The organism is Luteimonas dalianensis (assembly GCF_049339425.1).
Lineage (GTDB): Bacteria > Pseudomonadota > Gammaproteobacteria > Xanthomonadales > Xanthomonadaceae > Luteimonas > Luteimonas dalianensis.
Genome location: NZ_JBMPPO010000003.1, coordinates 331,343 through 353,125 on the forward strand (window position 1 = coordinate 331,343; position 21,783 = coordinate 353,125).

Genomic DNA, 21,783 nt, shown 5'->3' on the forward strand with positions numbered 1-21,783 from the left:
CATGCGCACCCTGCTGCTGACCGCCTTGCTGATCCTGTCCGCCACTTCCGCACGCGCCGCCGACTACGAGCAGGCGTCCGGATCAAGCCTCGTGTTCGCCGGCACCTGGCAGGGCGAAGTGTTCAGCGGCCACTTCCCCGGCTTCCAGACCCGCCTGCACTTCGACCCCGCCGACCTTGCCGCCACCCGGCTGGAGGTCGACATCCCGCTGTCCCAAGTCACCACCGGCAACCCGGACTACGACGGCGAGATGCGCGGCGAGTCGTTCTTCGACGTCTCCCGCTTCATGCGCGCCCGCTACGTCGCCCGAGGGGCCCGCCAACTGGAAGACGGCCGCTACGCCACCGACGGCACCCTGGATCTGCACGGCGTGAGCCACCCGGTCACCCTGACCTTCAGCTGGGACGCCGGCCCCGCCCCCACCCTCACCGGCCGCGCCACCGTCGACCGCCTGGCGTTCAACATCGGCGACGGCGACTGGGCCGACACCTCCATCATTCCCGCGGAAATCGCCGTCAGTACCAAGGTGGTGTTTCAGCCAGCACCCTGAAACAGGAGTCACGCGGCCTCGCGCGCATGGCGCGCTCCTACAGAAGAAGAGCCAACATCATCCGAGGCAGCTCACCTGCAAACGAAGAGCCGCAGTTTCCGATCGAGTGAGCCGCGCCCTGCCGGTGGGGGGTATCGCGACAAGCAATACATGGATGTATTGCGCGCGCGCCAGGGCAGGACGCCCTGCCGCGCGAAAAGCGATACCCCCCACCGGCAGGGCGCGGCGTCCCACCGAAGGCATCGCGAATCAGGAAGAAGGATGTTTGAACTCGCGAAACGTCGAGGACGCAGCTTAGACCTACGGCTGTCCAGCCAAGAACGCCCTCACAGCATCGGCATCGAACGGCCAGTCCAGCTCACGACCACCAGGATCATCCCGCAACACCGGCACCCGGATCCCGTAGCGCGCCTCCAGCCCTTCGTCATCGTCGATCCACACCGTCTCGAAGTCCGGCACCCGCGCCTGCGCCAGCACCGCCAGCGCCTCGTCGCACAGCGGACAGTCGTCACGCTGGTACAGGATCAGGGCTGGAACGGACTGCTGCATCGACCGGCGGGGAAAAAGCTGCGGGGCGGATAGAATAGCCCCATGGCCGTCAGCACCTTCGACCTCTACAAGATCGGCATCGGGCCGAGCTCCTCCCACACCGTCGGGCCGATGCGCGCCGCCGCCCGCTTCGTCGACCGCTGGCTGCTCGAGGCCGGCCGCCTCGGCGACGTCGCCCGCATCCGCGCCGAAGTATTCGGCTCGCTGGCCCTCACCGGCCGCGGCCACGGCACCGACAAGGCCGTGATGATGGGCCTGGAAGGGCACATGCCCAACCTCGTCGACCCCGACATCATCCCCGCCGCCATGGAGCGCATCCGCGGCGAAAAGCGCATCCGCCTGGCCGGCAGCCACGAGATCGCGTTCGAGGAAAAGCGCGACCTGCTGATGAACAAGCGGCAGAAGCTCCCCTACCACACCAACGGCATGCGCTTTGCCGCCTACGACGCCGAAGGCAACGAAATCGCCAGCCGCGACTACTACTCCGTCGGCGGCGGCTTCGTGGTCAACCAGGACGACGCCGCCGAAGACCGGATCGTCGCCGACACCACCGCCGTCCCGCACCCCTTCTCCAGCGGCGACGAACTGCTGGCGCGGGCGAAGGACACCGGCCTGTCGATCGCGCAGATGATGTTCGAGAACGAACAGTGCTGGCGCAGCGCCGACGAGATCCGCGACGGCCTGCGCGAGCTGTGGGCCGCCATGCAGTCCTGCGTGCAACGCGGCATCCGCAACGGCGGCACCCTGCCCGGCGGGCTCAAGGTCACCCGCCGCGCGCCGGCCATGCACGCCGAACTCTCGGCCCGCCCCGAAGCCGCCCTGCGCGACCCCCTGACCACCCTGGACTGGGTGAACCTGTACGCGCTGGCGGTGAACGAGGAGAACGCCGCCGGCGGCCGCGTGGTCACCGCACCCACCAACGGCGCGGCCGGCATCATCCCCGCGGTGCTGCACTACTACGACCGCTTCTGCCCCGGCTCCAGCGAACAGGGCGTGTTCGACTTCCTGCTCACCGCCGCCGCCGTCGGCATCCTGTACAAGGAAAACGCCTCCATTTCCGGCGCCGAGGTCGGCTGCCAGGGCGAGGTCGGCGTGGCCTGCTCAATGGCCGCCGCCGGCCTCACCGCCGCCCTGGGCGGCACCCCTGCGCAGGTCGAGAACGCCGCCGAGATAGGCATGGAGCACAACCTCGGGCTCACCTGCGACCCGATCGGCGGCCTGGTGCAGATCCCCTGCATCGAGCGCAACGCCATGGGCTCGGTCAAGGCCATCAACGCCTCGCGCATGGCCTTCCGCGGCGACGGCACCCAGAAGGTCAGCCTGGACAAGGTCATCAAGACCATGCGCGACACCGGCCGCGACATGCGCGACAAGTACAAGGAAACCTCACGCGGCGGCCTGGCGGTCAACGTCATCGAGTGCTGACCGCCGCGCGCGGCCGGCCTACTCCCTCACGCAGTCCGTCCGCCCCTCGGCGACGCAGTCCCGGTAGTTGTCGCGCTTGGCGACATCCGAGCCGAAGCGGTAGCCGGCTGCCAGCGAGAACAGGAACAGTGCCGCCAGGCCCACACCGATCCACAGCACGACCAGGTGCCGGCGGGCGGTGGTGGAAGCGGCCAGGCGCTCGAACGGGATATCGACGGCCGCCGACAGCGCACGCAGGGTGGCGGCATCGGCCTTGCCCTCCTCTTCCAGTCGGGTGACCGCGGCAACGTCGATACCGGCGGCGTCGGCCAGCTGCTGGCGCGTCCAGTCGCGCACGTCGCGGGCGCTGCGCACGAGGTCGGGGGAAACGGTGGTGGCGTCATTCATCGAACTGCTCCTCTGGTCGGGGGTCGGGCCGCGGCATGCCGCCGCGGGGCCCCATTGACGCCGCGGCGCCCGCCGCGAACCACGCCTGGCGCCCGACACCCGCCCGACAGCAAGAGGTCGGCGTCCGCTTCACCTATTGATCCGGAGGACGTCGTCGAGCAGGGCGGCGGCGGTGACTTCGGCGCCGGCGCCCGGGCCGCGGATCACCAGCGGCTGCTCGCGGTAGCGGCAGCTGGTGATCGCAACCAGGTTGTCGGTGCCCGCGCCGCTGCACAGCGGATGCGCGGCCGGCAGCGCCTGCAGGGCCACGCGTGCGCCGTCCGCATCGAAGCGGCCGGTCACGCGCAGCCTGGCCCCGTTGGCCCTGGCCTGGGCCAGGCGCTCATCCATCGGCGCGTCCAGCAGCGGCAGCAGCGCGTCGGCATCTGCGGCGTCCGCGCCGGCCAGCCGCGCCGGAAGCAGTGACTCCACCCGCACCTGGTGCGGCTCCAGCTCGATGCCGGCCGCGCGCGCCAGGATCAGCAGCTTGCGCCTGACGTCCTCTCCGGACAGGTCGATGCGCGGGTCGGGCTCGCAGTAGCCCTCCCCGCGCGCCTGCCGCACCAGTTCCGAGAACGGGCGCGATCCGTCATGGCGGTCGAACAGCCAGGCCAGCGACCCCGAAAGCACCCCTTCCACCGCCTCGATCCGGTCTCCGCCGGCGGCCAGTTCGCGGATCGAACGCAGCAGCGGCAGCCCCGCGCCGACGGTGGCCGCATCGCCGTAGTGGGCACCGCTGTCCCGGCACGCGGCGGCAATGGCCCGCGAGCGGGCCAGGTCGGCGCCGTTGCCCAGCTTGTTGGCGGTGACCACGTGGATGCCGCGGGCCAGCCACTCGTCGTGCCAGCCGGCCACCCCGTCGCTGGCGGTGGCGTCCACCACCACGTCGCCGGGCCGCAGCCCCTCGGCTTCCACCCACGGCGCCCAGGTTCCGCTCCTCGCCGGAGCGTTCCGCAGCTGCTCCAATGCCTGGGCCGGCGCGCTTTCCGCCGGCGCCAGCGCGCGTGAATTGCACAGCCAGGCGAACTCCGGAACCTCCAGCCCCCGGGCCCGCAGCCGCTCGCAGCGGGCGACGAAGGCGCCGCCGACGGTTCCCGTACCCAGCAGCGCCAGTCTCGGCGCGGCGGCCGCAAGCCCGTGGCGAAGGCCCTGCGCCCGCGCCGCGCGCGGCATCGTGACCACCGTGCTCATGCGTCCACCTGCCTGCGCGCGATCGCGCCCTGTACCGCCTGCGCGCGCTCCAGCGCCGCGGCCAGGTCGGCCTGCAGGTCTTCGGCCGCCTCGATGCCCACCGACAGCCGCAGCAGCCCTTCGGAAATACCGGCCTTCGCCCGCGCCTGGGCGCTCATCGATGCATGGGTCATGGTCGCCGGATGGGCAACCAGGCTTTCCACCCCGCCCAGCGATTCGGCCAGGGTGAAGCAGCGCAGGCCGTCGACAAACGCGGCCACCGCCTCCACCCCGCCTTCCAGCTCCAGACTGAGCATCGCGCCAAAGCCCTTCTGCTGGCGCGCCGCCACCGCGTGGCCCGGGTGCGACTCCAGCCCCGGCCAGTACACCCGCGCCACCGCCGGATGCGCCTGCAGCTGGTGCACGATCGCCTCCGCATTCTCCTGGTGCACGCGCAGCCGGGCGTCCAGCGTGCGCAGCCCGCGCAGGGTCAGGAAGCTGTCGAACGGCGAGCCGGTCAGGCCCAGCGCGTTGGCCCACCAGCCGAAGCGCTCGTGCAGCTCCGGCGTCGCCGCCACCAGCGCCCCGCCGACCACGTCGCTGTGGCCGTTGATGTACTTGGTGGTCGAATGCAGCACCGCGTCGGCGCCGAAGGCGATCGGCGCCTGAAGCGCCGGTGACAGGAAGGTGTTGTCCACCGCCACCAGCGCGCCCGCCCGGTGGGCGGCGTCGATCACGAAGCGCAGGTCGGTGATGCGCAGCAGCGGGTTGGAGGGCGTTTCCACCAGCACCAGCTTCGGCGCCACCGAGAGCGCTTCGGCCAGCGCGCGCGGATCGGTCAGGTCGGCGGTCACCAGCTCGAAGTGGCCCTTGCGCGCCAGCGCGTCGAACAGCCGCCAGCTGCCGCCGTAGGCGTCGTGCGGCACCACCAGCCGGTCGCCCGGTTCAAGCAGCGCGTGCAGCAGCAGGGTGATCGCCCCCATGCCGGTGGAGGTGACCACGCCGCCGGCGCCGCCCTCCAGCTCGGCCAGTGCTTCACCGAGCAGGTCGCGGGTGGGATTGCCGCTGCGGGTGTAGTCGTAGGTGCGCTTGCCGCCCAGGCCGTCGAAGCTGAAGTTGGACGAGAGCACGATCGGCGGCACCACCGCGCCGAAGCTTTCGTCGCGGTCGATGCCCGCGCGCACCGCCTGCGTCGCCAGCCGGCTCATGCCCGGCCTCCCTGCGCGCCCAGCGCCGCGTGCAGGATCGCGTCGATCCGGTCGGTGTCCTTGAGGAAGGCGTCGTGGCCCCACTGCGAGCGCAGGATGCGCAGCTGCCCCGGCGTGGCCAGCCCCTCCACCAGCGCCACCGAATCGGCCAGCGGCACCAGCCGGTCGCCCTCCACCGCCACCACCGTGGTGGGCACCGCGACCGCGGCCGGATCCACCCGGTGCAGGTCGATCGATTCGGACAGCCGCAGCCAGGCGGTCAGCGGCGTGCGCGCCGCGAACTGCGCGCCCACCGCGTCCAGGTAGTCCTCCGCCGCCACCCGCACGCGGCCGTTGACGATTTCCGGCGGGGCGTCGAAACGCTCGCCGAACTCGTCCGCCGTGCGATAGCTGAGCATCGCCAGCTGCCGCGCCAGCGACAGCCCCTGCGCGTCCGAGCACTGCAGTTCGCCCAGCGCCAGCGCGCGCCGCTGCAGCGCCCGCCAGGCCGACGCCCACGGGTGGGCGCGATGCGCACCGCTCACCGCCACCAGCCGCTGCAGCAGCGCCGGATGGCGCACCGCCAGCTGCAGGCCGACCAGGGCGCCGTAGGAATAGCCGACGAAGCCATGCAGCTGCTGGATGTCCAGCGCGGCCAGCAGGGCGACCACCGCGTCGGCCTGGTCGGCGGTGTCCAGCGGCGCATCGATGCGGCCGTCGGCGCCGACGTAATCGAAGGAGACGATGCGCCGGCATGCGGGATCCAGCGCCCGGCCGCTGCCCACCAGGCCATCGACCCAGCCGCGCTCGGGGAATTCGGCGGTCGCGGCCAGGTGCCGGTGCGCGCTGATGCCGCCGGCCACGAACACCGCGGGCGCATCCTCCGGGCCAAGGCTTTCCCACGCCAGGCGCAGCGCCCGGCGGCCACCGTGGCGCAGATCCAGTTCCAGCGGCAGCACGCCGCGGGCCGCGTTGACGCCGGCCGGGCCGGGCACCGCCGGCGGCGGCACCGCAATGCCGGAGCGGATGGGAGTGGGGGTGGTTTGCAGCAGGCTCATGGCACGTCCGACCTTCTGTGTGGAAAGGCCATCGATGCGCACGGGGAGCCGGTCGGGAAATCGATGCGCGCGCCATTGCCGGCGCGCATCGACAACCATCTTCCGGTGGACACGCAGGTCCCCGCAGGACTTGGCACCTTCTCCCCGGCGCCGCGCTGCGACTCCAGGGGGAGGTTGCCCCGGCATCAAAGGGCCTGTCCCTCCGCCGGTCTCGATGGATGGGGCGATCCTGGCAGCGCTTCTCGAGAAAGTCAATCGCTTCATTCGAATAAAGCGATACAATTGCCGGATTCCATCCCCCACGCTCCCCGGCCCCGGCCTGTTCAGCCATAATTTCGCGATGCCCATCCCCCGTCTCCTCGCCGCCCTGCTGTGCGGCGCCCTCCTTGCCTCCTGCGCCAGCACCCCGGCGCCCGTCCGCACCTCGGACAGCCCAGTCTCCGGCGTGGCCAGGCCCAGCGTTGAAGTGCCCGAACACTTCGTCACCGCGCCCAGCCCGGAGGACGAGCTGGACTCGCTGGCCGCCTGGTCGACTGCCGATGGCCAGGTGCGGGTGATCGCCACCGCCAAGTCCACCCACCGGCTGGTGGTGTACGACGGCGACAGCGGCGAGCGGCTGGGCGAGGCCGGCGGCAAGGGCCGCGAGCCGGGATCGTTCACCCGGCCCAACGGGGTGCAGGTGTACGCCGACCTGGTGTTCGTGACCGAGCGCGACGCCCCGCGGGTGCAGGTGCTTGCGCTGCCGGACTTCCGCCCGGTGGCCACCTTCGGCGAGGACGAGCTGCGCAGCCCCTACGGGATCTGGCTGTACGAACCGGCGCCCGGCGAGCTGCAGGTCTATGTCACCGACAGCTTCCAGTACGGCGACGACTTTTCGGTAGTTCCACCGCCGGAGGAGCTGGATCAGCGCGTGCACCGCTACCGGCTCACCCTGCTGCCGGACGGCGGCATCCACGCCCGCCACCAGGGCAGTTTCGGCGACACCAGCCAAGCGGCCGCGCTGCGCATGGTGGAATCGATCTGGGGCGATCCCGCGCACGACCGCCTGCTGGTCGCCGACGAGGATCGCCGCCACGTGGCGACCCTGCGCGGCTACACCCTGGATGGCCGCTACACCGGCCTGGACCTGCCCGGCGACGCCTTCGGCGGCGAGCCCGAAGGCGTGGTCCTGTGGGACTGCACGCCCGAAAGCGGCTACTGGATCGCGGTGGATCAGCTCAATCCGCTGTCCCTGTTCCATCTCTACGACCGCGCCAGCCTGGCGCCGCGCGGCAGCTTCCGCGGCGCGGTCACCGCCAACACCGACGGCATCGCCCTGTCGCTGCAGCCCACCGCCCGCTTCCCGGCCGGCGCGCTGTACGCGGTGCATGACGACCGCGCCGTGAGCGCCTTCGGGCTGGACGAGGTGGTGCGCGCGCTGGGGCTGGATCCGGCCTGCGTGCCCTGACCCGGTGGCCGTCCGCGCACCGTCCGCCGCAGTGGTGATGATGCTCGCCGCGGCGCTGTGCGCGGCAGCGGTGCCCGGCGCGGCCAGCGAACCCGCGCCGGTCGCGCGGCTGGTACTGGAACCACGCGACGGCGCCACCCTGGCCTGGGCCGAGAACCTGCTGGCCGGCCCGATCGAAGTGATGCTTCACGCCGACGGCGAGACTCCCCCGGCCGCGCCCGCCCTGCCCGCGCGGGCGACGGTGCCCGCACGCGGCCGCACCCTGGTGGCGCGCATCGGCCCCGGCACTCCCGGCAGCCACCGGCTGCGGCTGCAGGCGGTGCCCGGCCATCCGCAGGTGCGCGACGCCGGCGTCCAGTACGCCTGGCCGCTGCACGGCGCGCCGCTGCGCGTGGCCCAGGGCTGGGGCGGAGCCAGCAGCCATCGCGACCCGGCCAACCGCCACGCCGTCGACCTCGCCGCGCCCGTCGGCACCCCGGTGCTGGCGGCCCGCGACGGACTGGTGATGCAGGTCGAGTCCGGCTTCAGCGAAGGTGCGCCCGACCTGCGCCTGGACGGCCGCGCCAACTTCGTGCGCATCCTCCACGACGACGGCACCATGGCCGTGTACGCACACCTGGATGCCAGCGGGGTCTTCGTGCGCCCCGGCGAGCGGATCCGGCGCGGCCAGCGGCTGGGACTGTCGGGCAGCACCGGCTTCAGCAGCGGCCCGCACCTGCACTTCGTGGTGCAGGCCAACCGCGGCATGCGGCTGGAGTCGCTCCCCTTCACCATGTTCGGCCCCGGCGGCATCCTGCGCTTCAGCGATCCCGGGGCAAACGGGGAATAGCCGTATAATTTCCGGCTTTCCGCATCCCCACGGCGCCATCGCGGCGCGTATTGCCATGCCCGACGTTTCGAAAGAAGCCGCCCGCCGCCGCACCTTCGCGATCATCTCGCACCCGGACGCGGGCAAGACCACGCTCACCGAGAAGCTGCTGCTGTTCGGCGGCGCGATCCAGATGGCCGGCAGCGTCAAGGGCCGCAAGGCCGCCCGCCACGCCACCAGCGACTGGATGAAGCTGGAGCAGGAGCGCGGGATCTCGGTGACCAGTTCGGTGATGCAGTTCCCCTACGACGGCCGCATCGTCAACCTGCTCGACACCCCCGGCCACGCCGACTTCGGCGAGGACACCTACCGGGTGCTGACCGCGGTGGACTCGGCGCTGATGGTGATCGACGTGGCCAAGGGCGTGGAGGAGCGCACGATCAAGCTGATGGAGGTGTGCCGCATGCGCGACACGCCGATCATGACCTTCATCAACAAGCTCGACCGCGAGGGCCGCGAGCCGATCGAGCTGCTTGACGAAGTGGAGAGCGTGCTCGGCATCCAGTGCGCGCCGGTGACCTGGCCGATCGGCATGGGCAAGCGCCTGAAGGGCGTGGTGCACCTGGTCACCGGCGAGGTGCACCTGTACGAGCAGGGCCGCAACTTCACCCGCAAGGATTCCACCATCTTCGCCTCCATCGACGCGCCGGGGCTGGAAGAGCGGATCGGCGCGCCGATGCTGGCCGAGCTGCGCGACGAACTGGAGCTGGTGCAGGGCGCCAGCCATCCTTTCGACCTGGAGGAATACCGGGCCGGCCGGCAGACGCCGGTGTTCTTCGGTTCGGCCGTGAACAACTTCGGGGTGCAGCCGCTGCTGGACTTCTTCGTCAAGCACGCGCCTTCGCCGCAGCCGCGCGAAACCACCACCCGCACCGTGGCCGCCGACGAACCAAAGCTCACCGGCTTCGTGTTCAAGATCCAGGCCAACATGGATCCGCAGCACCGCGACCGGGTGGCCTTCATGCGCGTGTGTTCGGGCCGCTTCGAGGCCGGCATGAAGGCCTTCCACGCCCGCAGCGGCAAGGACATGAAGCTGGCCAACGCGCTGACCTTCATGGCCAGCGACCGCGAGATCGCCGCCGAGGCGTATCCGGGCGACGTGATCGGCATCCACAACCACGGCACCATCTCCATCGGCGACACCTTCACCGAGGGCGAGGCGCTCACCTTCACCGGCATCCCCAACTTCGCCCCCGAGCTGTTCCGCCGCGCGCGCCTGCGCGACCCGCTAAGGCTCAAGCAGCTGCAGAAAGGCCTGGAGCAGCTTTCCGAGGAAGGCGCCACCCAGTTCTTCCGCCCGCTGATGTCCAACGACCTGATCCTGGGCGCGATCGGCGTGCTGCAGTTCGACGTGGCCGCCTACCGGCTCAAGGCCGAGTACGGGGTGGACGCGACCTTCGAGCAGGTCGGCGTGGTCACCACCCGCTGGATCCACTGCGACGACGCGAAGAAACTGGAGGAGTTCCGCGAGAAGAACGCCGCCAACCTCGGCCTGGACGCCGCCGGCGAGCTGGTCTACCTGGCGCCGACCCGGGTCAACCTGCAGCTTGCCCAGGAGCGCTGGCCGGACGTGCGCTTCGACGCCACCCGCGAGCAGGCCCACAGCTGAGGCCGGCGCCGCGCAGCGCGGTACGCCTGCGTATGGTTTAATCGGGATCCCGCCTGTCCGGGCCCCGCAATGAACCCCGTCGCCCTCACCCCGCGCCAGCAGCGGGAGGAACGCGCCAGTGCGCTCACCCACGGCGTGGGCGCCGCCGCCGCGCTGGCCGCCGGCACGGCCCTGGTCACCCTGGCCGCGCTGCACGGCGACGGCTGGCAGCTGGGCGCGGCGATCGTGTTCTCCACCAGCCTGGTGCTGCTGTACCTGGCTTCCACCCTCTACCACTCCTTCCAGCAGCCGGTGCTCAAGCGGCGGCTGAAGGTGTTCGACCACTGCGCGATCTACCTGCTGATCGCCGGCACCTATACGCCGTTCACCCTGGTGGGCCTGCGCGGGCCGCTGGGGTGGAGCCTGTTTGCCGCGATCTGGACGCTGGCACTGGCCGGGGTGGTGTTCAAGCTGTTTTACACCGGCCGCTTCCGCAAGCTGTCCACGCTGATCTACGTGGCGATGGGGTGGCTGGTGCTGGTGGCGATCAAGCCGGTGCTGGCGGCGCTGGACGCCTGGACGTTCGGCTGGCTGGTGGCCGGCGGGGTGTTCTACACCCTGGGCACGGTGTTCTACCACCGCGACTCGATCCCGTACGCGCACGCGATCTGGCACGTGTTCTGCATTGCCGGCAGCGTCTGCCACTACCTGGCGGTGATGGCGCAGGTGGTAACGCTTTCCTGAGCGCCGGACTATCCTGAGCGTCCCGCCGCGACGAGCGCCCGCCATGACCCGACTCCTCCTGCCCGTTTGCGCCGCCGCGCTGCTGGCCGCCTGCCAGGCCCAGACGCCCGAACCCGCCCTCGCACCCGAACCCGCGCCCGCGCCGGCAGCACCCGACCCCGAGCGTGCCAACGACGGTGATGTCGTCGCCGGCTACGCCTGCGAGGGCGGCAACACCGTCGAACTGGTTCGCGAAGGCCGCGTGGCCCGCGCCTCGCTGAGCGACGGCCGCACCATCCGCTTGGGCGAGATGGCCGGCAGCAGTCCGCGAACCTGGTCGGACGTCGGCCTGAGCTTCAGCGTCGGCGACGACTTCGCCGAGCTGTCCCAGACCAACGGCGAATACAGCCTCACCTGCACCCCACTGTAGGAGCGCGTCTTACGCGCTCCTACCGCAGATGGCAGCGGCATGCCGGCTTCCACGAAACATCGGCGCGAGCGCTCGCGCTGAACCGGGCACAACGTGTTCACCGCGATTCGACCGGGCAGCCGGGATGCTGGCCCCGGCACAACCGCGGAGCCGCCCATGCCAACGCCCGCCAGCCCCAGGCCGGCATTCGTCCAGACGCTCACCCGCCGCCCGTGGCTCACCGCGGCGGTGGCGGTGGCCCTCGCGCTCGCCGTGCTGGTGCTGCTGTGGGACTGGAACTGGTTCAAGGGGCCGGTCGAGCGCGCGGTGGAGGCACGCACCGGCCGCAGCTTCGACATCGGCGGCGACCTGGACGTGGCCCTGGGCAGCACCGTGGCCATCCGCGCCGACCGCCTGCGCCTGGGCAACGCTGACTGGTCGGACGAGGAGGAAATGGCCAGCACCGAGCGCGCCAGCATCCGCGTCCACCTGCCCTCGCTGCTGTTCCGGCGTGAAACCCGGATCCCGGAAATCGAACTGATCCAGCCGAAGGTACGACTGGAAACCGGCGCCGAAGGCGGCAACTGGGACATGTTCGGCGAACCCTCCGGCGGCACCCCGCCACGGATCGAACGGCTGTGGATCGAAGGTGGCGAACTGGTGTTCCTGCACCCGGCCCAGGACACCCGCATCGACATCAGCATGGACAGCCGCGAAGCCTCGCGCGCCGACGCCGCGCCGCCGGTGGCGGTGGAGGGCACCGGCCGGTGGCAGGGCAACGACTTCAGCCTGGAAGGCCGCATCGCCTCCCTGCTCGAACTGCAGCAGCCCGACGCCGGCAGCGGCTACGGCGTCGACCTGCAGGCCCGCGCCGGCCGCACCCGCGCCCACGCCCGGGGCCGCCTGTTCAATCCCTTCCAGTTCCAGCGCTTCAGCGTGCAGATGCAGCTGGAAGGCGCCAACCTGCAGGATCTGTACCCGCTGCTGGGCATCGCCCTGCCCGACACGCCCGCCTACGCGCTGGACGGGCGCCTGGGCCGCGAGGGCAACGTCTGGACGTACCAGGAGTTCAGCGGCACCGTCGGCGACAGCGACCTGGGCGGCGACGTCACCGTGACCGTCGGCGGCGAGCGGCCGCACCTGCGCGGCGACCTGGTCTCGACCCTGCTCGACTTCGACGACCTGGCCGGCCTGATCGGCGGCTCCCCCGACAGCGGCCCGGACGACACCAGCAACCCAGAGCTGGAAGCGCGCGCGGCCGAACGCGCCGCCAGCGGCCGGGTGCTGCCGGACACGCCCTATGCGCTGGAGAAACTGCGCGCGATGGACGCCGACGTGCGCCTGCGCGCCTCGCGGATCGATTCGCCGGTGCTGCCGCTGGACGACATGGACGCCACCCTGTCGCTGGCCGGCGGCCTCCTCACGCTGGAGCCGCTGGACTTCGGCGTGGCCGGCGGCACCATCCGCTCCAACGTGCGCATGGACGCCCGCGGCGAGGTGATCGAAACCCGTCTGGACGCCGGCCTGCGCCAGCTGGAGCTGCAGCAGATGTTCCCCGACATGAGCGTCGCCGAGGACGCCCTGGGCGCCTTCGGCGGCGAGATCGGCCTGACCGGGCACGGCAACTCCATCGCCGGCATGCTGGGCAGCGCCGACGGCGAGGTCATGCTCGGCATGGGCCGCGGCCAGGTCAGCAACCTGATCCTGGAACTGGCCGGCATCGACATCTTCGAAGCCCTGCGGTTCCTGCTCACCGGTGACCGGCTGGTGCCGATCCACTGCGCCTTCGCCGATTTCGCGGTCACCGACGGCGTGATGCAGGCGCGGGCGCTCGCCTTCGACACCGAGGACACCCTGATCGTGGGCGAAGGCACCGTGGATCTTGGCGAGGAAACGCTGGATCTGGAGCTGCGGCCGCGGCCCAAGGATCGCAGCCTGCTGACCCTGCGCTCGCCGCTGGTGGTCGACGGCAGCTTCGCCGACCCCGGCTTCCGGCCCGACATGGGCCGGCTGGGCGTGCGCGGCGCCATCGCCCTGGCCCTGGGCAGCGTCGCTCCGCCCGCCGCCCTGCTGGCCACCCTGGAACTGGGCCCGGGCGAAGACGCCGACTGCGGCGGCGACTACGCCCTGTAGGAGCGCGCCATGCGCGGCCGGGACGCGGGGTCGACCCGCGGAGTGCCGGCGCCGCTTTGCTGTCAGCCGGCGATGTAGCTGTGCAGCTGATCCAGCTCCACCTGCTGATCCGCCATCACCGCCTTGACCAGGTCGCCGATCGAGACCAGCCCCAGCACCGTGCCGCCCGAGTCCACCACCGGCAGGTGGCGGATGCGCCTGCGGGTGACGATCTCCATGCAGCCGGGCACGTGGTCGTCCAGGCCCACCGTCACCACGTCGCCGCTCATGATCTGGCGCACCGGGGTCTCGCGCGATGAAAGCCCGGCCAGGATCACCTTGCGCGCGTAATCGCGCTCGGACAGCATGCCCACCAGCTCGGCGCCATCCATCACCAGAACCGCGCCGACCTGCTTCTCCGCCATGAGCCGGATCGCATCCAGCACCGCAGCCTCGGGGCCGATGGCATAGACCTCATGCCCCTTCTCCTCCAGCAGATGCCTCACGGTACGCATCGTGCACTCCTCCGCTTGACAGGGACTGCCCCGACTGTACCCCTTCCGCAGGCAGCCATGTATCCACCAGGTACAGCGGACGCTGCTTGGACTCCAGGTACAGCCGGCCCAGGTACTCGCCGATCATGCCCAGCGCGACCAGTTGGGCGCCGCCCAGGAACAGGATCACCGCCATCATCGTCGGCCAGCCCTGCACCGCATCCCCGTACAGCAGCGCCTTGGCCACGATCCACGCGCCATAGGCGAACGCCAGCAGCGCGGCGGCCAGCCCCAGGTAGGTGGCCGCCCGCAGCGGCGCGGTGGAAAAGCTGGTCACGCCTTCCAGGGCGAAGTTCCACAGCTTCCACGCGTTGTACTTGCTGCGCCCGGCCGCCCGCGGCTGGCGCTCATAGGCAATCGCGATGCGGTTGTAGCCGACCCAGCCGAACAGCCCCTTCATGAACCGGTGCCGCTCGCGCAGCTGGCGCAGCGCATCCAGCGCGCGCGGCGACAGCAGCCGGTAGTCGCCGGTATCGACCGGGATCGGGGTCTTCGACAACCGTTGCATCACCCGGTAGAAGCCGTGCGCGGAAGCACGCTTGAACCAGCCCTCGCCCTCGCGCACGGTGCGCGTGCCGTAGACATCGTCATAGCCCTCGCGCCAGCGGGCGACGAACTGCGGGATCAGCTCCGGCGGATCCTGGCCGTCGGCGTCCAGGATCAGCGCCGCGCCCTCGGTCACCGCGTCCAGCCCGGCGGTCAGCGCCAGCTCCTTGCCGAAGTTGCGCGACAGCCGCAGCAGCGACACCCGCGGGTCGGATCCGGCGATGTCGCGCATGACCTGCCAGGTGTCGTCATCGCTGCCGTCGTCCACGTACAGCACCCGGCCGCGCACGCCATGGTCGCGCGCCAGGCCGTCAAGCACCGCCGCGACCCGCGGATGCAGCTTGGGCAGCGCCTCGGCCTCGTTCCACGCGGCCACCACGATTGTCAAAAGGTCTGCAGACATCCCGCCATCCTAAACCGCCGCCCCGGCCGCGGGCCGGATCAATCCAATTGCTGGAGATACGCCTCGCCGCCGATCTGGCGCATCTGCCGCTGGATCTGCCCTGTGCGCCGCTGCACGTAGGGACCGGGGCTGGCGGCGCTGTAGCGGCGCGGGCTCGGCAGCACCGCCGCCAGCCGGGCGCCCTCTGCCGTGGTCAATGCATCGGCGTCCTTGCCGAAGAACGCCTGCGCCGCCGCCTGCGCCCCGTACACGCCGTGCCCGAACTCGGCCACGTTCACGTACATCTCCAGGATCCGCTGCTTCGGCCACATCCACTCCATTAATAATGTGTACCAGGCCTCAAGCCCCTTGCGCACCCAGCTGCGCCCGCTCCACAGGAACACGTTCTTGGCGGTCTGCTGGCTGATCGTGCTGGCCCCGCGCAGGCGCCCGCCGCGGGCATGCTGCTCGCGCGCCTTTTCGATTGCCTCCAGGTCGAAGCCCCGGTGCACGGCGAAGCGCTGGTCCTCGGCCGCGATCGCCGCCAACGGCAGGCCGGGCGCAATCCGCTCGAAGTCCCGCCACTCATGGCGCAGCCGGAATTCGTCATCGCCCCCCAGCCATGCCTTCAGCTGGTGCTCCACCATCACCATCGACAGCGGCGGGTCCACGAACCGCAGCACGGCCACCTGCAGCACGCTGACAAGGACCAGCGCCACCGGCACCATCAGCAGCCGGCGCACCCAGCGACGCCATCCACGCTTGCGGCTCATGCCCGCCCCCCCTGCTTGTGCACCCGGCCCCGCGCCCCCATGTACGTCATTCCGCATCCCACGCTCGACATGGCCGCCATTATTGCCATGTCCGCATCGCGCCCACGTCACGAGACCATGAACCCAGCCTCCCCCGACACCGACCGCCTCGACCGCTTCCTGCTGCCCCACGCCGGCGTGCGCGGCGTGCGCGTGCACCTGCGCGACGCCTGGTCGCAGATCGCCACCCGGGTGGACGAGCTGCCGGCCGAAGCCATCACCCTGCTGGGCGAGGCCGCGGCCGCCTCGGCGCTGTTCACCGCCCACGTCAAGGTCGACGGCCGGCTGTCGGTGCACCTGCGCGGCGACGGCGCGCTGCGCACCCTGTTCGCCGAATGCACCGCCGACGGCACCCTGCGCGGCATCGTGCGCCTAGCCGAGGGCGCGCAGGCCATCCCGCGCGACCTGCGCCAGGCCGGCGCCGGCGGCACCCTGGCCATCACCATCGAGAACCCCGGCCACGGCCGCCGCGAGCCGGTGAGCTACCAGGGCCTGGTGGAACTCGCGTCGGACACGCTGTCCGGGGCGTTCGAGGACTACTTCCTGCGCTCCGAGCAGCTGCCCACCCGGATCCTGCTGGCCACCGATGGCGACGCCGCGGCCGGGCTGATGCTCCAGCAGCTGCCGGGCAACGACGGCGACGCCGACGGCTGGAACCGCGCCAGCATCCTGTTCGACACCCTGTCGCCCGCCGAACTGCTGGCCTGGGACGCCGGCACCCTGCTGCAGCGCCTGTTCCACGAAGAATCGCCCCAGGCGATGGGCGGCCGCGAGCTGCGCTTCGGCTGCTCGTGCTCGCGCGAGCGGGTGTCCGACGTGCTCCGCGCCCTCGGCCCGGAGGAGGCCACCGCGGCCGTGATCGACGGCGCCGCCTGCGTGCGCTGCGAGTTCTGCGGACAGGCGTACCAATTCCTGCAACAGGAGATTGACGCCCTCTTCACCGTGGAGCAGGCTCCATTGGACGCCCCGCCCCGTCTGCACTGAGGCGCGGCGGGGATCTTCGGGGATTGTTAAAGAAACATAAACACGCTAGAGTCGGAAGGCCCTGCGAATGGAACTTCCGGCCCGCCCAAGGGTCGATCTTCACACCATGTCCCTGCGCGCCGCCAAGCTGATGTTTCCCGTCCTGCTCGCCCTCGGCGCAGCGGCGGGCGCGCACGCGCAGGAACAGGACCAGGCCGTGCTTCCGGTATGGAACAACGACGGCCAGATCGAAGCCCTGCTGGTGCTCGAGCCCACCGACGACAGCGCCCGCGCCGGCGCCCGCTGGCACCTTGGCGGCGGCAACAGCCTGGATGCCACCTTCGGCCTTGAATCCGGCGATTCGCTGGCGCTTCTGTGCAACCACCAGGGCGGCCTGGCGGTGGCGCTGGGCAACCTCGCCAACAACTGCAGCCTGGCCTCGCTCGGCGACGACGCCGGCGGCGCGCAGCGCAGCACCGCCACCGCGGCCTTCAGCCGCCCCGGCGGCCAGGTCGGCGTGAGCGTCGGCGAGACCCGCGGCAACCTGCCCACGTGGCTGGCCCCCGGCGCCCGCGGCAGCGCAGGCCAGGTGGACGGCAACGACCTCACCGTCTTCGCCCAGCGCAACATCAGCGACCACGGCTACGTGTCGATCGCCGGCACCGTGGCCAAGGCACGCCTGATTCCCTATGCCCAGGCACCCGCCGGCATGGCGGAGCGCTGGGACAGCCGCAGCCTGCGCCTGGGCGGTGGCTACGGCAATTTCGGTGCCAGCGTCATTGGCCAGGTCACCGACACCCCGGGCCGCGAGCGCTTCGACAGCCTCGGCCTGGGCCTGACCTGGCGCACGCCGTGGAGCGGCCAGCTCACGGTCGGCGCCGAGAACGTGATCACCCGCGGCAAGAATCCGTTCTCACCGCGCGGCGAGAACGGCGAGGACGAGGGCACCGTGCCCTACGTCCGCTACGAGCAGGACCTCTGACGGATCCTTGCTTTCGCGGCCGGTTTACCGTAACCGGCACGATTTGTTAACGACACTTTAATTTCTCTCGCAACGGGGCTAGTATCGGCCCCGGCCTTGCCGAATTTGGCGTCAGCGTTGTCGCCACCGGCGGGTTCCCATGGGAATGTCCCAAGCCACACTTGGAGAGAGAGATGACTTTCAAGACCACCAAGCTCCGCGACGCGATCACCTTCGCGCTCGTTGCGGGCGCAACCGCCGTCGCCGGCACGGGCGTTGCATTCGCCCAGGACGCCGACGAGCAGCCGACCACGCAGGCCACCACGCTGGACCGCATCGAGGTCACCGGCTCGCGCATCAAGCGTGCCGAGATCGAAGGCGCCCTGCCGGTCACCGTGATCGACCGGGTCCAGCTGGAGGCCAGCGGTGACGTGTCCGTTGCCGACTTCCTGCGCGACACCACCTTCAACTCGTTCGGTTCCTACCAGACCACCTCGGGCAGCTCGGGCGCCGGTGCCTCGACCATCAGCCTGCGTGGCCTGGGTTCCGCGCGCACCCTGATCCTGATCGACGGCCGTCGTGCCCCGACCGCGCCGATGCTCGGCCAGGGCCAGGACCTGAACTCGATCCCGATGGCGGCGGTCGAGCGCATTGAAATGCTCTCCGACGGTGCCTCGGCCGTGTACGGCTCCGACGCGCTGGGTGGCGTGATCAACATCATCACCCGCCGCGACTACGACGGCATGGAAATCACCATGGGCGTCGGCCGTCCGACCGAAGCCGGCGGCGACACCGAGGAATACAGCCTGATCATCGGCGCCAGCGGTGACCGCGCGCGCGTCCTGGCCGGTGCCTCGATGACCAGCCGCGACGTCGTCTACACCCGCGACCGCGACTACTGGTACAGCCAGCCGGGCGGCTCGATCTACTCCAACAACTTCGCCCTGACGCCGTCCACCGCGGCTTCGCAGCGTCTGCAGCACCCGGAGTTCGGCACCGCCGTCCCCGGCCTGTGCACCAACGGCGACGACAGCGACCTGTTCTGGCTCGACGGCAACAACGTCTGTCAGTTCAACCACTCCGCCACCTCCGCCGACCTGACCTCGCTGAAGAACACCGCCGTGTTCGCCCGAGGCGACGTGCAGATCAGCGACGACTGGCTGGGCTACTACTCCGGTAGCGCAACCCGCGTGAACACCTTCGGCCGCTACGCGCCGGTGCCCTCCAGCCCGTGGCCGGGCGGCATGATCATCCTGCCGGACGGCACCCCGAACCACCCCGGCACCATCGGCGGCAACAACCCGCACGCGGCCGACCCGTACTACCAGAGCCTCAACGGCCAGGACATCTACCTGACCCACCGCTTCGCCGCGCTGGGCAACCGCGACACCAACGTCGAGAACACCACCCTGAGCTTCACCGGTGGCTTCGAAGGCCGCGTGGGCGCCGTGGATCTGGACTTCGGCATGCGCTACGTGCAGTCGCGCGCCGTTGACCTGGGCACCAACTACGTGGTCGGTGGCCTGGCCCAGAACCACATCACCTCGGGCGCGTACAACATCTATGACCCGTACGCCGGTGATCCGACCGGGCTGGGCATGACCGCCACCATCAGCCGCGACATGAAGTTCGCCATCAAGGAGTTCTACGGCAGCGCCGCGTTCGACCTGTTCGAGATGGCCGGTGGCACCTCCGCCATGGTGATCGGTGCCGAGTACCGTGAGGAGGAGTACCAGGACAACTACGATCCGCTGCAGGAATCGGGCCAGATCGTGGGCTCGGCGGGCAACTCGGCGGCCGGCAGCCGCGACGTGACGGCTGTCTACACCGAGCTGCTGTTCCCGGTGCTGGACAACTTCGAGATCAGCCTGGCCGCTCGCCATGACAGCTACAGCGACTACGGCAGCGACACCTCGCCGAAGATCTCGTTCCGTTACCAGCCGCTGGACACCCTGACCCTGCGTGCCTCGTACGGCGAGGGCTTCCGCGCCCCGTCGCTGGACATCCTGAGCCAGAAGACCTCGTTCAGCGCCACGTTCACCAGCGATCCGGCCACCTGCGTGATGATGACCGGCAACACCAGCTGCAGCATCCAGGTGAACACCTACTCCATCGCCAATCCGAACCTGGAATCGGAAGGCTCCGAGCAGTGGACGGTCGGCGCGGTGTGGGACGTCACCGACTGGCTGAACATGTCGCTGGACTACTACAACATCCACATCGAAAACTCGATCTCGGGCGTGGGCCTGGGCACGGTCGTCGGCTGCCTCCGCGGCACCGTGGACATCTGCCCGAGCGGCATCAGCACCTTCCCGCAGGGCACCGTCCTGCCGAACGAGCCGATCGGCCTGGGCGCGGCGTTTGATCCCGACACCGGCGGCATCATCCACGCGCAGACCGGCTTCGCCAACATCGGCTGGGTGGACACCTCGGGTTACGACTTCAACCTGCGCACCAACTTCGACATGGGCAACTGGGGCACCCTGCGCAACAACCTGCTGGTCAGCTACGTGGCCGAGTACAGCGGCAACGACGAGCCGAGCATCTCCGGCCGCAAGGGCTACCCGCGCATCCGCGGCAGCATGAACAACCGCTGGACCATGGGTGACTGGGACTTCAACTGGAACATGACGTACATCCATGGCACCCAGTCGCAGGCCTACCGCGAGTGGCGCGCGCTGTCGATCAGCAACCCGACCAGCCCGAACCTGGCGTTCTGGGCGGGGCTGCCGGATCGCATCCCGTCGCTGACCCTGCACGACGTGCAGGTGAGCTACAACGCGCCGTGGAACGCGACCATCAGCCTGGGCGTCAACAACGTGGCCAACAAGGCCCCGGTGTACGAAGAAGCCTACGGTGGCACGTCGTACGACGACTACCTGTACCAGCCGTGGGGCCGCGTGCCTTACGTGCGCTACACCCAGCGCTTCTGATCCACGCTGGCGTTTGACTGCAAGACCGGGAGGGCCTCGAAAGAGGCCCTCCTTTTTTGTGCGTGACGGCCGGTATCATGGAGCGCCCGGAACCCAGCCCGCCGATGTCAGTGCAGCCCCTCAGCAGCGCTTCCCCATCCGAACGCGCCGCGCGCCAGCAGGCCTGGAGCCGCTACTGGCTGGCCGGCCCGCTGCACTGCCTGCCCGGCTCGTTCGCAGGCAATTACGACGGCGGCATCGGCGCGTTCTGGGCGGAGTGCTTCGCCTCGCTCGAGGCCGGCCACCGGGTGCTCGACCTGTGCACCGGCAACGGCGCTCTGCCGGCCATGCTGGCAGAGCTGCGGCCGGCTACGGACATCGAGGTCGACGCGGTCGACCTGGCCGAGCTGTCACCCCGCTGGCTGCCCGGCCTGCCGGACGCTGCGCAGCAACGCATCCGCTTCCACGGCGGCGTCAACGCCGAGTCCCTGCCCTTCCCGGATGCCAGCTTCGACCTGACGGTGAGCCAGTACGGCATCGAGTACACCCGGCACGAGGCCAGCATTGCGGAGCTCGCGCGCACGCTGCGCCCGGGAGGACGCTGCGCGTTCGTGCTCCACCACGCCGGCTCGCAGCTGCACGCGGTCGCGGCCGACGAGGCGGCCGCCGCGCGGATCCTGCTGGACGCGGACGGCCTGCTGGGGCACGCGGCCAGCCTGCTGCCCTACCTGGCGCTGGCGGCGGAAGGACAGCTGGACCGGCTGCGGGCCGATCCCGCGGCCAACCAGGCGCGCGCCGCGTTCAACGCGGCGGCGCAGGCGGTTGGCCGTTCGGCCGATTCGCTGCGGCACCCGCAGCTGCTGCTGGACGCCCAGCAGTGGGTGGTGGAGATGAGCAACGCGGTGGTCCAGCGCCGGGCCGGCGCCGCGGAGGCCGCCAGGCGCCTGGCCGGATACCGCCAGGATATCGAGCTGGCCGGGCTGCGCAGCCAGGAGCTGTGCAGCCACGCGCTGGACGAAGCCGGGTTTGAACGCTTCAGCGCGCTGCTGGGCGCCGCCGGGATGTCCGGCGTCAGCGGCGCCCCGCTGCACCACCAGGAGTACCTGGTGGGCTGGCAGCTGCGGGCGCGCAGGGACTGAGC

General features: G+C 70.6%; 20 protein-coding genes and 1 riboswitch. Of the genes, 12 read left to right on the forward strand and 8 right to left on the reverse strand.

From position 1 onward, the window contains the following. Nucleotide 1 precedes the first annotated feature (1 nt). Complete coding sequence (locus tag ACOZ90_RS06105; RefSeq protein ID WP_422892753.1) at nucleotides 2-550, forward strand: YceI family protein; 549 nt, start codon at nucleotides 2-4, stop codon at nucleotides 548-550. Nucleotides 551-850: 300 nt separating this feature from the next. Here ACOZ90_RS06105 and ACOZ90_RS06110 read toward each other — a convergent pair whose 3' ends face one another. Next, nucleotides 851-1,099: a glutaredoxin family protein gene (locus ACOZ90_RS06110; RefSeq protein WP_422892754.1), complete on the reverse strand. Its 249-nt coding sequence runs from the start codon at nucleotides 1,097-1,099 to the stop codon at nucleotides 851-853. Between the two features lie 42 nt (nucleotides 1,100-1,141). Between ACOZ90_RS06110 and ACOZ90_RS06115 the strand changes: the two genes are divergently transcribed. Continuing rightward, entirely contained in the window at nucleotides 1,142-2,524 is a 1,383-nt protein-coding gene (locus ACOZ90_RS06115) for an L-serine ammonia-lyase (protein WP_422892755.1), read from the forward strand. An 18-nt stretch (nucleotides 2,525-2,542) separates the two neighbouring features. On the opposite strand, the gene ACOZ90_RS06120 is transcribed toward ACOZ90_RS06115, so the two are convergent. The 4 genes from ACOZ90_RS06120 to metX all read right to left on the reverse strand — a co-directional run bounded on the left by ACOZ90_RS06120 (nucleotide 2,543) and on the right by metX (nucleotide 6,365). After that, nucleotides 2,543-2,911 (reverse strand): helix-turn-helix domain-containing protein, encoded by a 369-nt coding sequence (locus ACOZ90_RS06120; RefSeq protein ID WP_422892756.1) that lies wholly within the window; start codon nucleotides 2,909-2,911, stop codon nucleotides 2,543-2,545. Between the two features lie 129 nt (nucleotides 2,912-3,040). After that, nucleotides 3,041-4,141 (reverse strand): homoserine dehydrogenase family protein, encoded by a 1,101-nt coding sequence (locus ACOZ90_RS06125; protein WP_422892757.1) that lies wholly within the window; start codon nucleotides 4,139-4,141, stop codon nucleotides 3,041-3,043. Continuing rightward, nucleotides 4,138-5,328: an O-succinylhomoserine (thiol)-lyase gene (locus ACOZ90_RS06130; protein ID WP_422892758.1), complete on the reverse strand. Its 1,191-nt coding sequence runs from the start codon at nucleotides 5,326-5,328 to the stop codon at nucleotides 4,138-4,140. Before ACOZ90_RS06130 ends, ACOZ90_RS06125 begins: the two co-directional genes overlap by 4 nt. Continuing rightward, a complete protein-coding gene (gene metX / locus ACOZ90_RS06135) occupies nucleotides 5,325-6,365 on the reverse strand; it encodes a homoserine O-succinyltransferase MetX (protein ID WP_422892759.1) in 1,041 nt (346 codons plus the stop codon). Before metX ends, ACOZ90_RS06130 begins: the two co-directional genes overlap by 4 nt. A 92-nt stretch (nucleotides 6,366-6,457) precedes the next feature. Next, nucleotides 6,458-6,586: riboswitch (SAM riboswitch) on the reverse strand. Nucleotides 6,587-6,705: 119 nt separating this feature from the next. On the opposite strand from metX, the gene ACOZ90_RS06140 reads away from it, so the two are divergent. The 6 genes from ACOZ90_RS06140 to ACOZ90_RS06165 all read left to right on the forward strand — a co-directional run bounded on the left by ACOZ90_RS06140 (nucleotide 6,706) and on the right by ACOZ90_RS06165 (nucleotide 13,533). Then, nucleotides 6,706-7,812 (forward strand): NHL repeat-containing protein, encoded by a 1,107-nt coding sequence (locus ACOZ90_RS06140; protein WP_422892760.1) that lies wholly within the window; start codon nucleotides 6,706-6,708, stop codon nucleotides 7,810-7,812. 4 nt (nucleotides 7,813-7,816) lie between these two features. Then, entirely contained in the window at nucleotides 7,817-8,641 is an 825-nt protein-coding gene (locus ACOZ90_RS06145) for a M23 family metallopeptidase (RefSeq protein ID WP_422892761.1), read from the forward strand. A gap of 55 nt (nucleotides 8,642-8,696) precedes the next feature. Next, nucleotides 8,697-10,289 (forward strand): peptide chain release factor 3, encoded by a 1,593-nt coding sequence (locus ACOZ90_RS06150; RefSeq protein ID WP_422892762.1) that lies wholly within the window; start codon nucleotides 8,697-8,699, stop codon nucleotides 10,287-10,289. 69 nt (nucleotides 10,290-10,358) lie between these two features. Further along, nucleotides 10,359-11,012 carry a PAQR family membrane homeostasis protein TrhA gene (gene trhA, locus ACOZ90_RS06155; protein WP_422892763.1) on the forward strand — a complete coding sequence of 218 codons (654 nt, stop codon included), beginning with the start codon at nucleotides 10,359-10,361 and terminating at the stop codon, nucleotides 11,010-11,012. Between the two features lie 43 nt (nucleotides 11,013-11,055). Continuing rightward, nucleotides 11,056-11,421 (forward strand): hypothetical protein, encoded by a 366-nt coding sequence (locus ACOZ90_RS06160; protein WP_422892764.1) that lies wholly within the window; start codon nucleotides 11,056-11,058, stop codon nucleotides 11,419-11,421. A 156-nt stretch (nucleotides 11,422-11,577) separates the two neighbouring features. Next, complete coding sequence (locus tag ACOZ90_RS06165; protein WP_422892765.1) at nucleotides 11,578-13,533, forward strand: AsmA family protein; 1,956 nt, start codon at nucleotides 11,578-11,580, stop codon at nucleotides 13,531-13,533. Nucleotides 13,534-13,595: 62 nt separating this feature from the next. Here the strand turns inward: ACOZ90_RS06165 and ACOZ90_RS06170 are convergent, their stop codons facing one another. Genes ACOZ90_RS06170 through mtgA form a run of 3 tightly spaced genes read right to left on the reverse strand, consistent with a single transcriptional unit; the run spans nucleotide 13,596 to nucleotide 15,767 of the window. After that, on the reverse strand, nucleotides 13,596-14,027 hold the full coding sequence (locus ACOZ90_RS06170) for a CBS domain-containing protein (RefSeq protein ID WP_422892766.1): 432 nt from the start codon (nucleotides 14,025-14,027) through the stop codon (nucleotides 13,596-13,598). Continuing rightward, nucleotides 13,987-15,015, reverse strand: coding sequence for a glycosyltransferase family 2 protein (locus ACOZ90_RS06175; protein ID WP_422892767.1), 1,029 nt, complete (start codon nucleotides 15,013-15,015; stop codon nucleotides 13,987-13,989). The genes ACOZ90_RS06170 and ACOZ90_RS06175 overlap by 41 nt, the downstream gene beginning before the upstream one ends. Before the next feature lie 38 nt (nucleotides 15,016-15,053). Continuing rightward, the gene (mtgA, locus tag ACOZ90_RS06180; protein ID WP_422892768.1) at nucleotides 15,054-15,767 is read right to left on the reverse strand and encodes a monofunctional biosynthetic peptidoglycan transglycosylase; all 714 of its coding nucleotides are present in this window, start codon (nucleotides 15,765-15,767) and stop codon (nucleotides 15,054-15,056) included. 117 nt (nucleotides 15,768-15,884) lie between these two features. On the opposite strand from mtgA, the gene hslO reads away from it, so the two are divergent. From hslO to ACOZ90_RS06200, 4 genes are all read left to right on the forward strand, one after another. Then, the gene (gene hslO / locus ACOZ90_RS06185) at nucleotides 15,885-16,790 is read left to right on the forward strand and encodes an Hsp33 family molecular chaperone HslO (protein WP_422892769.1); all 906 of its coding nucleotides are present in this window, start codon (nucleotides 15,885-15,887) and stop codon (nucleotides 16,788-16,790) included. Nucleotides 16,791-16,932: 142 nt separating this feature from the next. After that, nucleotides 16,933-17,751, forward strand: a complete 819-nt coding sequence (locus ACOZ90_RS06190) for an XOO1806 family protein (protein WP_422892866.1) — start codon at nucleotides 16,933-16,935, stop codon at nucleotides 17,749-17,751. Nucleotides 17,752-17,924: 173 nt separating this feature from the next. Beyond that, complete coding sequence (locus tag ACOZ90_RS06195) at nucleotides 17,925-20,663, forward strand: TonB-dependent receptor plug domain-containing protein (protein WP_422892770.1); 2,739 nt, start codon at nucleotides 17,925-17,927, stop codon at nucleotides 20,661-20,663. Nucleotides 20,664-20,767: 104 nt separating this feature from the next. Next, nucleotides 20,768-21,781 (forward strand): class I SAM-dependent methyltransferase, encoded by a 1,014-nt coding sequence (locus tag ACOZ90_RS06200; RefSeq protein WP_422892771.1) that lies wholly within the window; start codon nucleotides 20,768-20,770, stop codon nucleotides 21,779-21,781. Nucleotides 21,782-21,783: the final 2 nt, after the last annotated feature.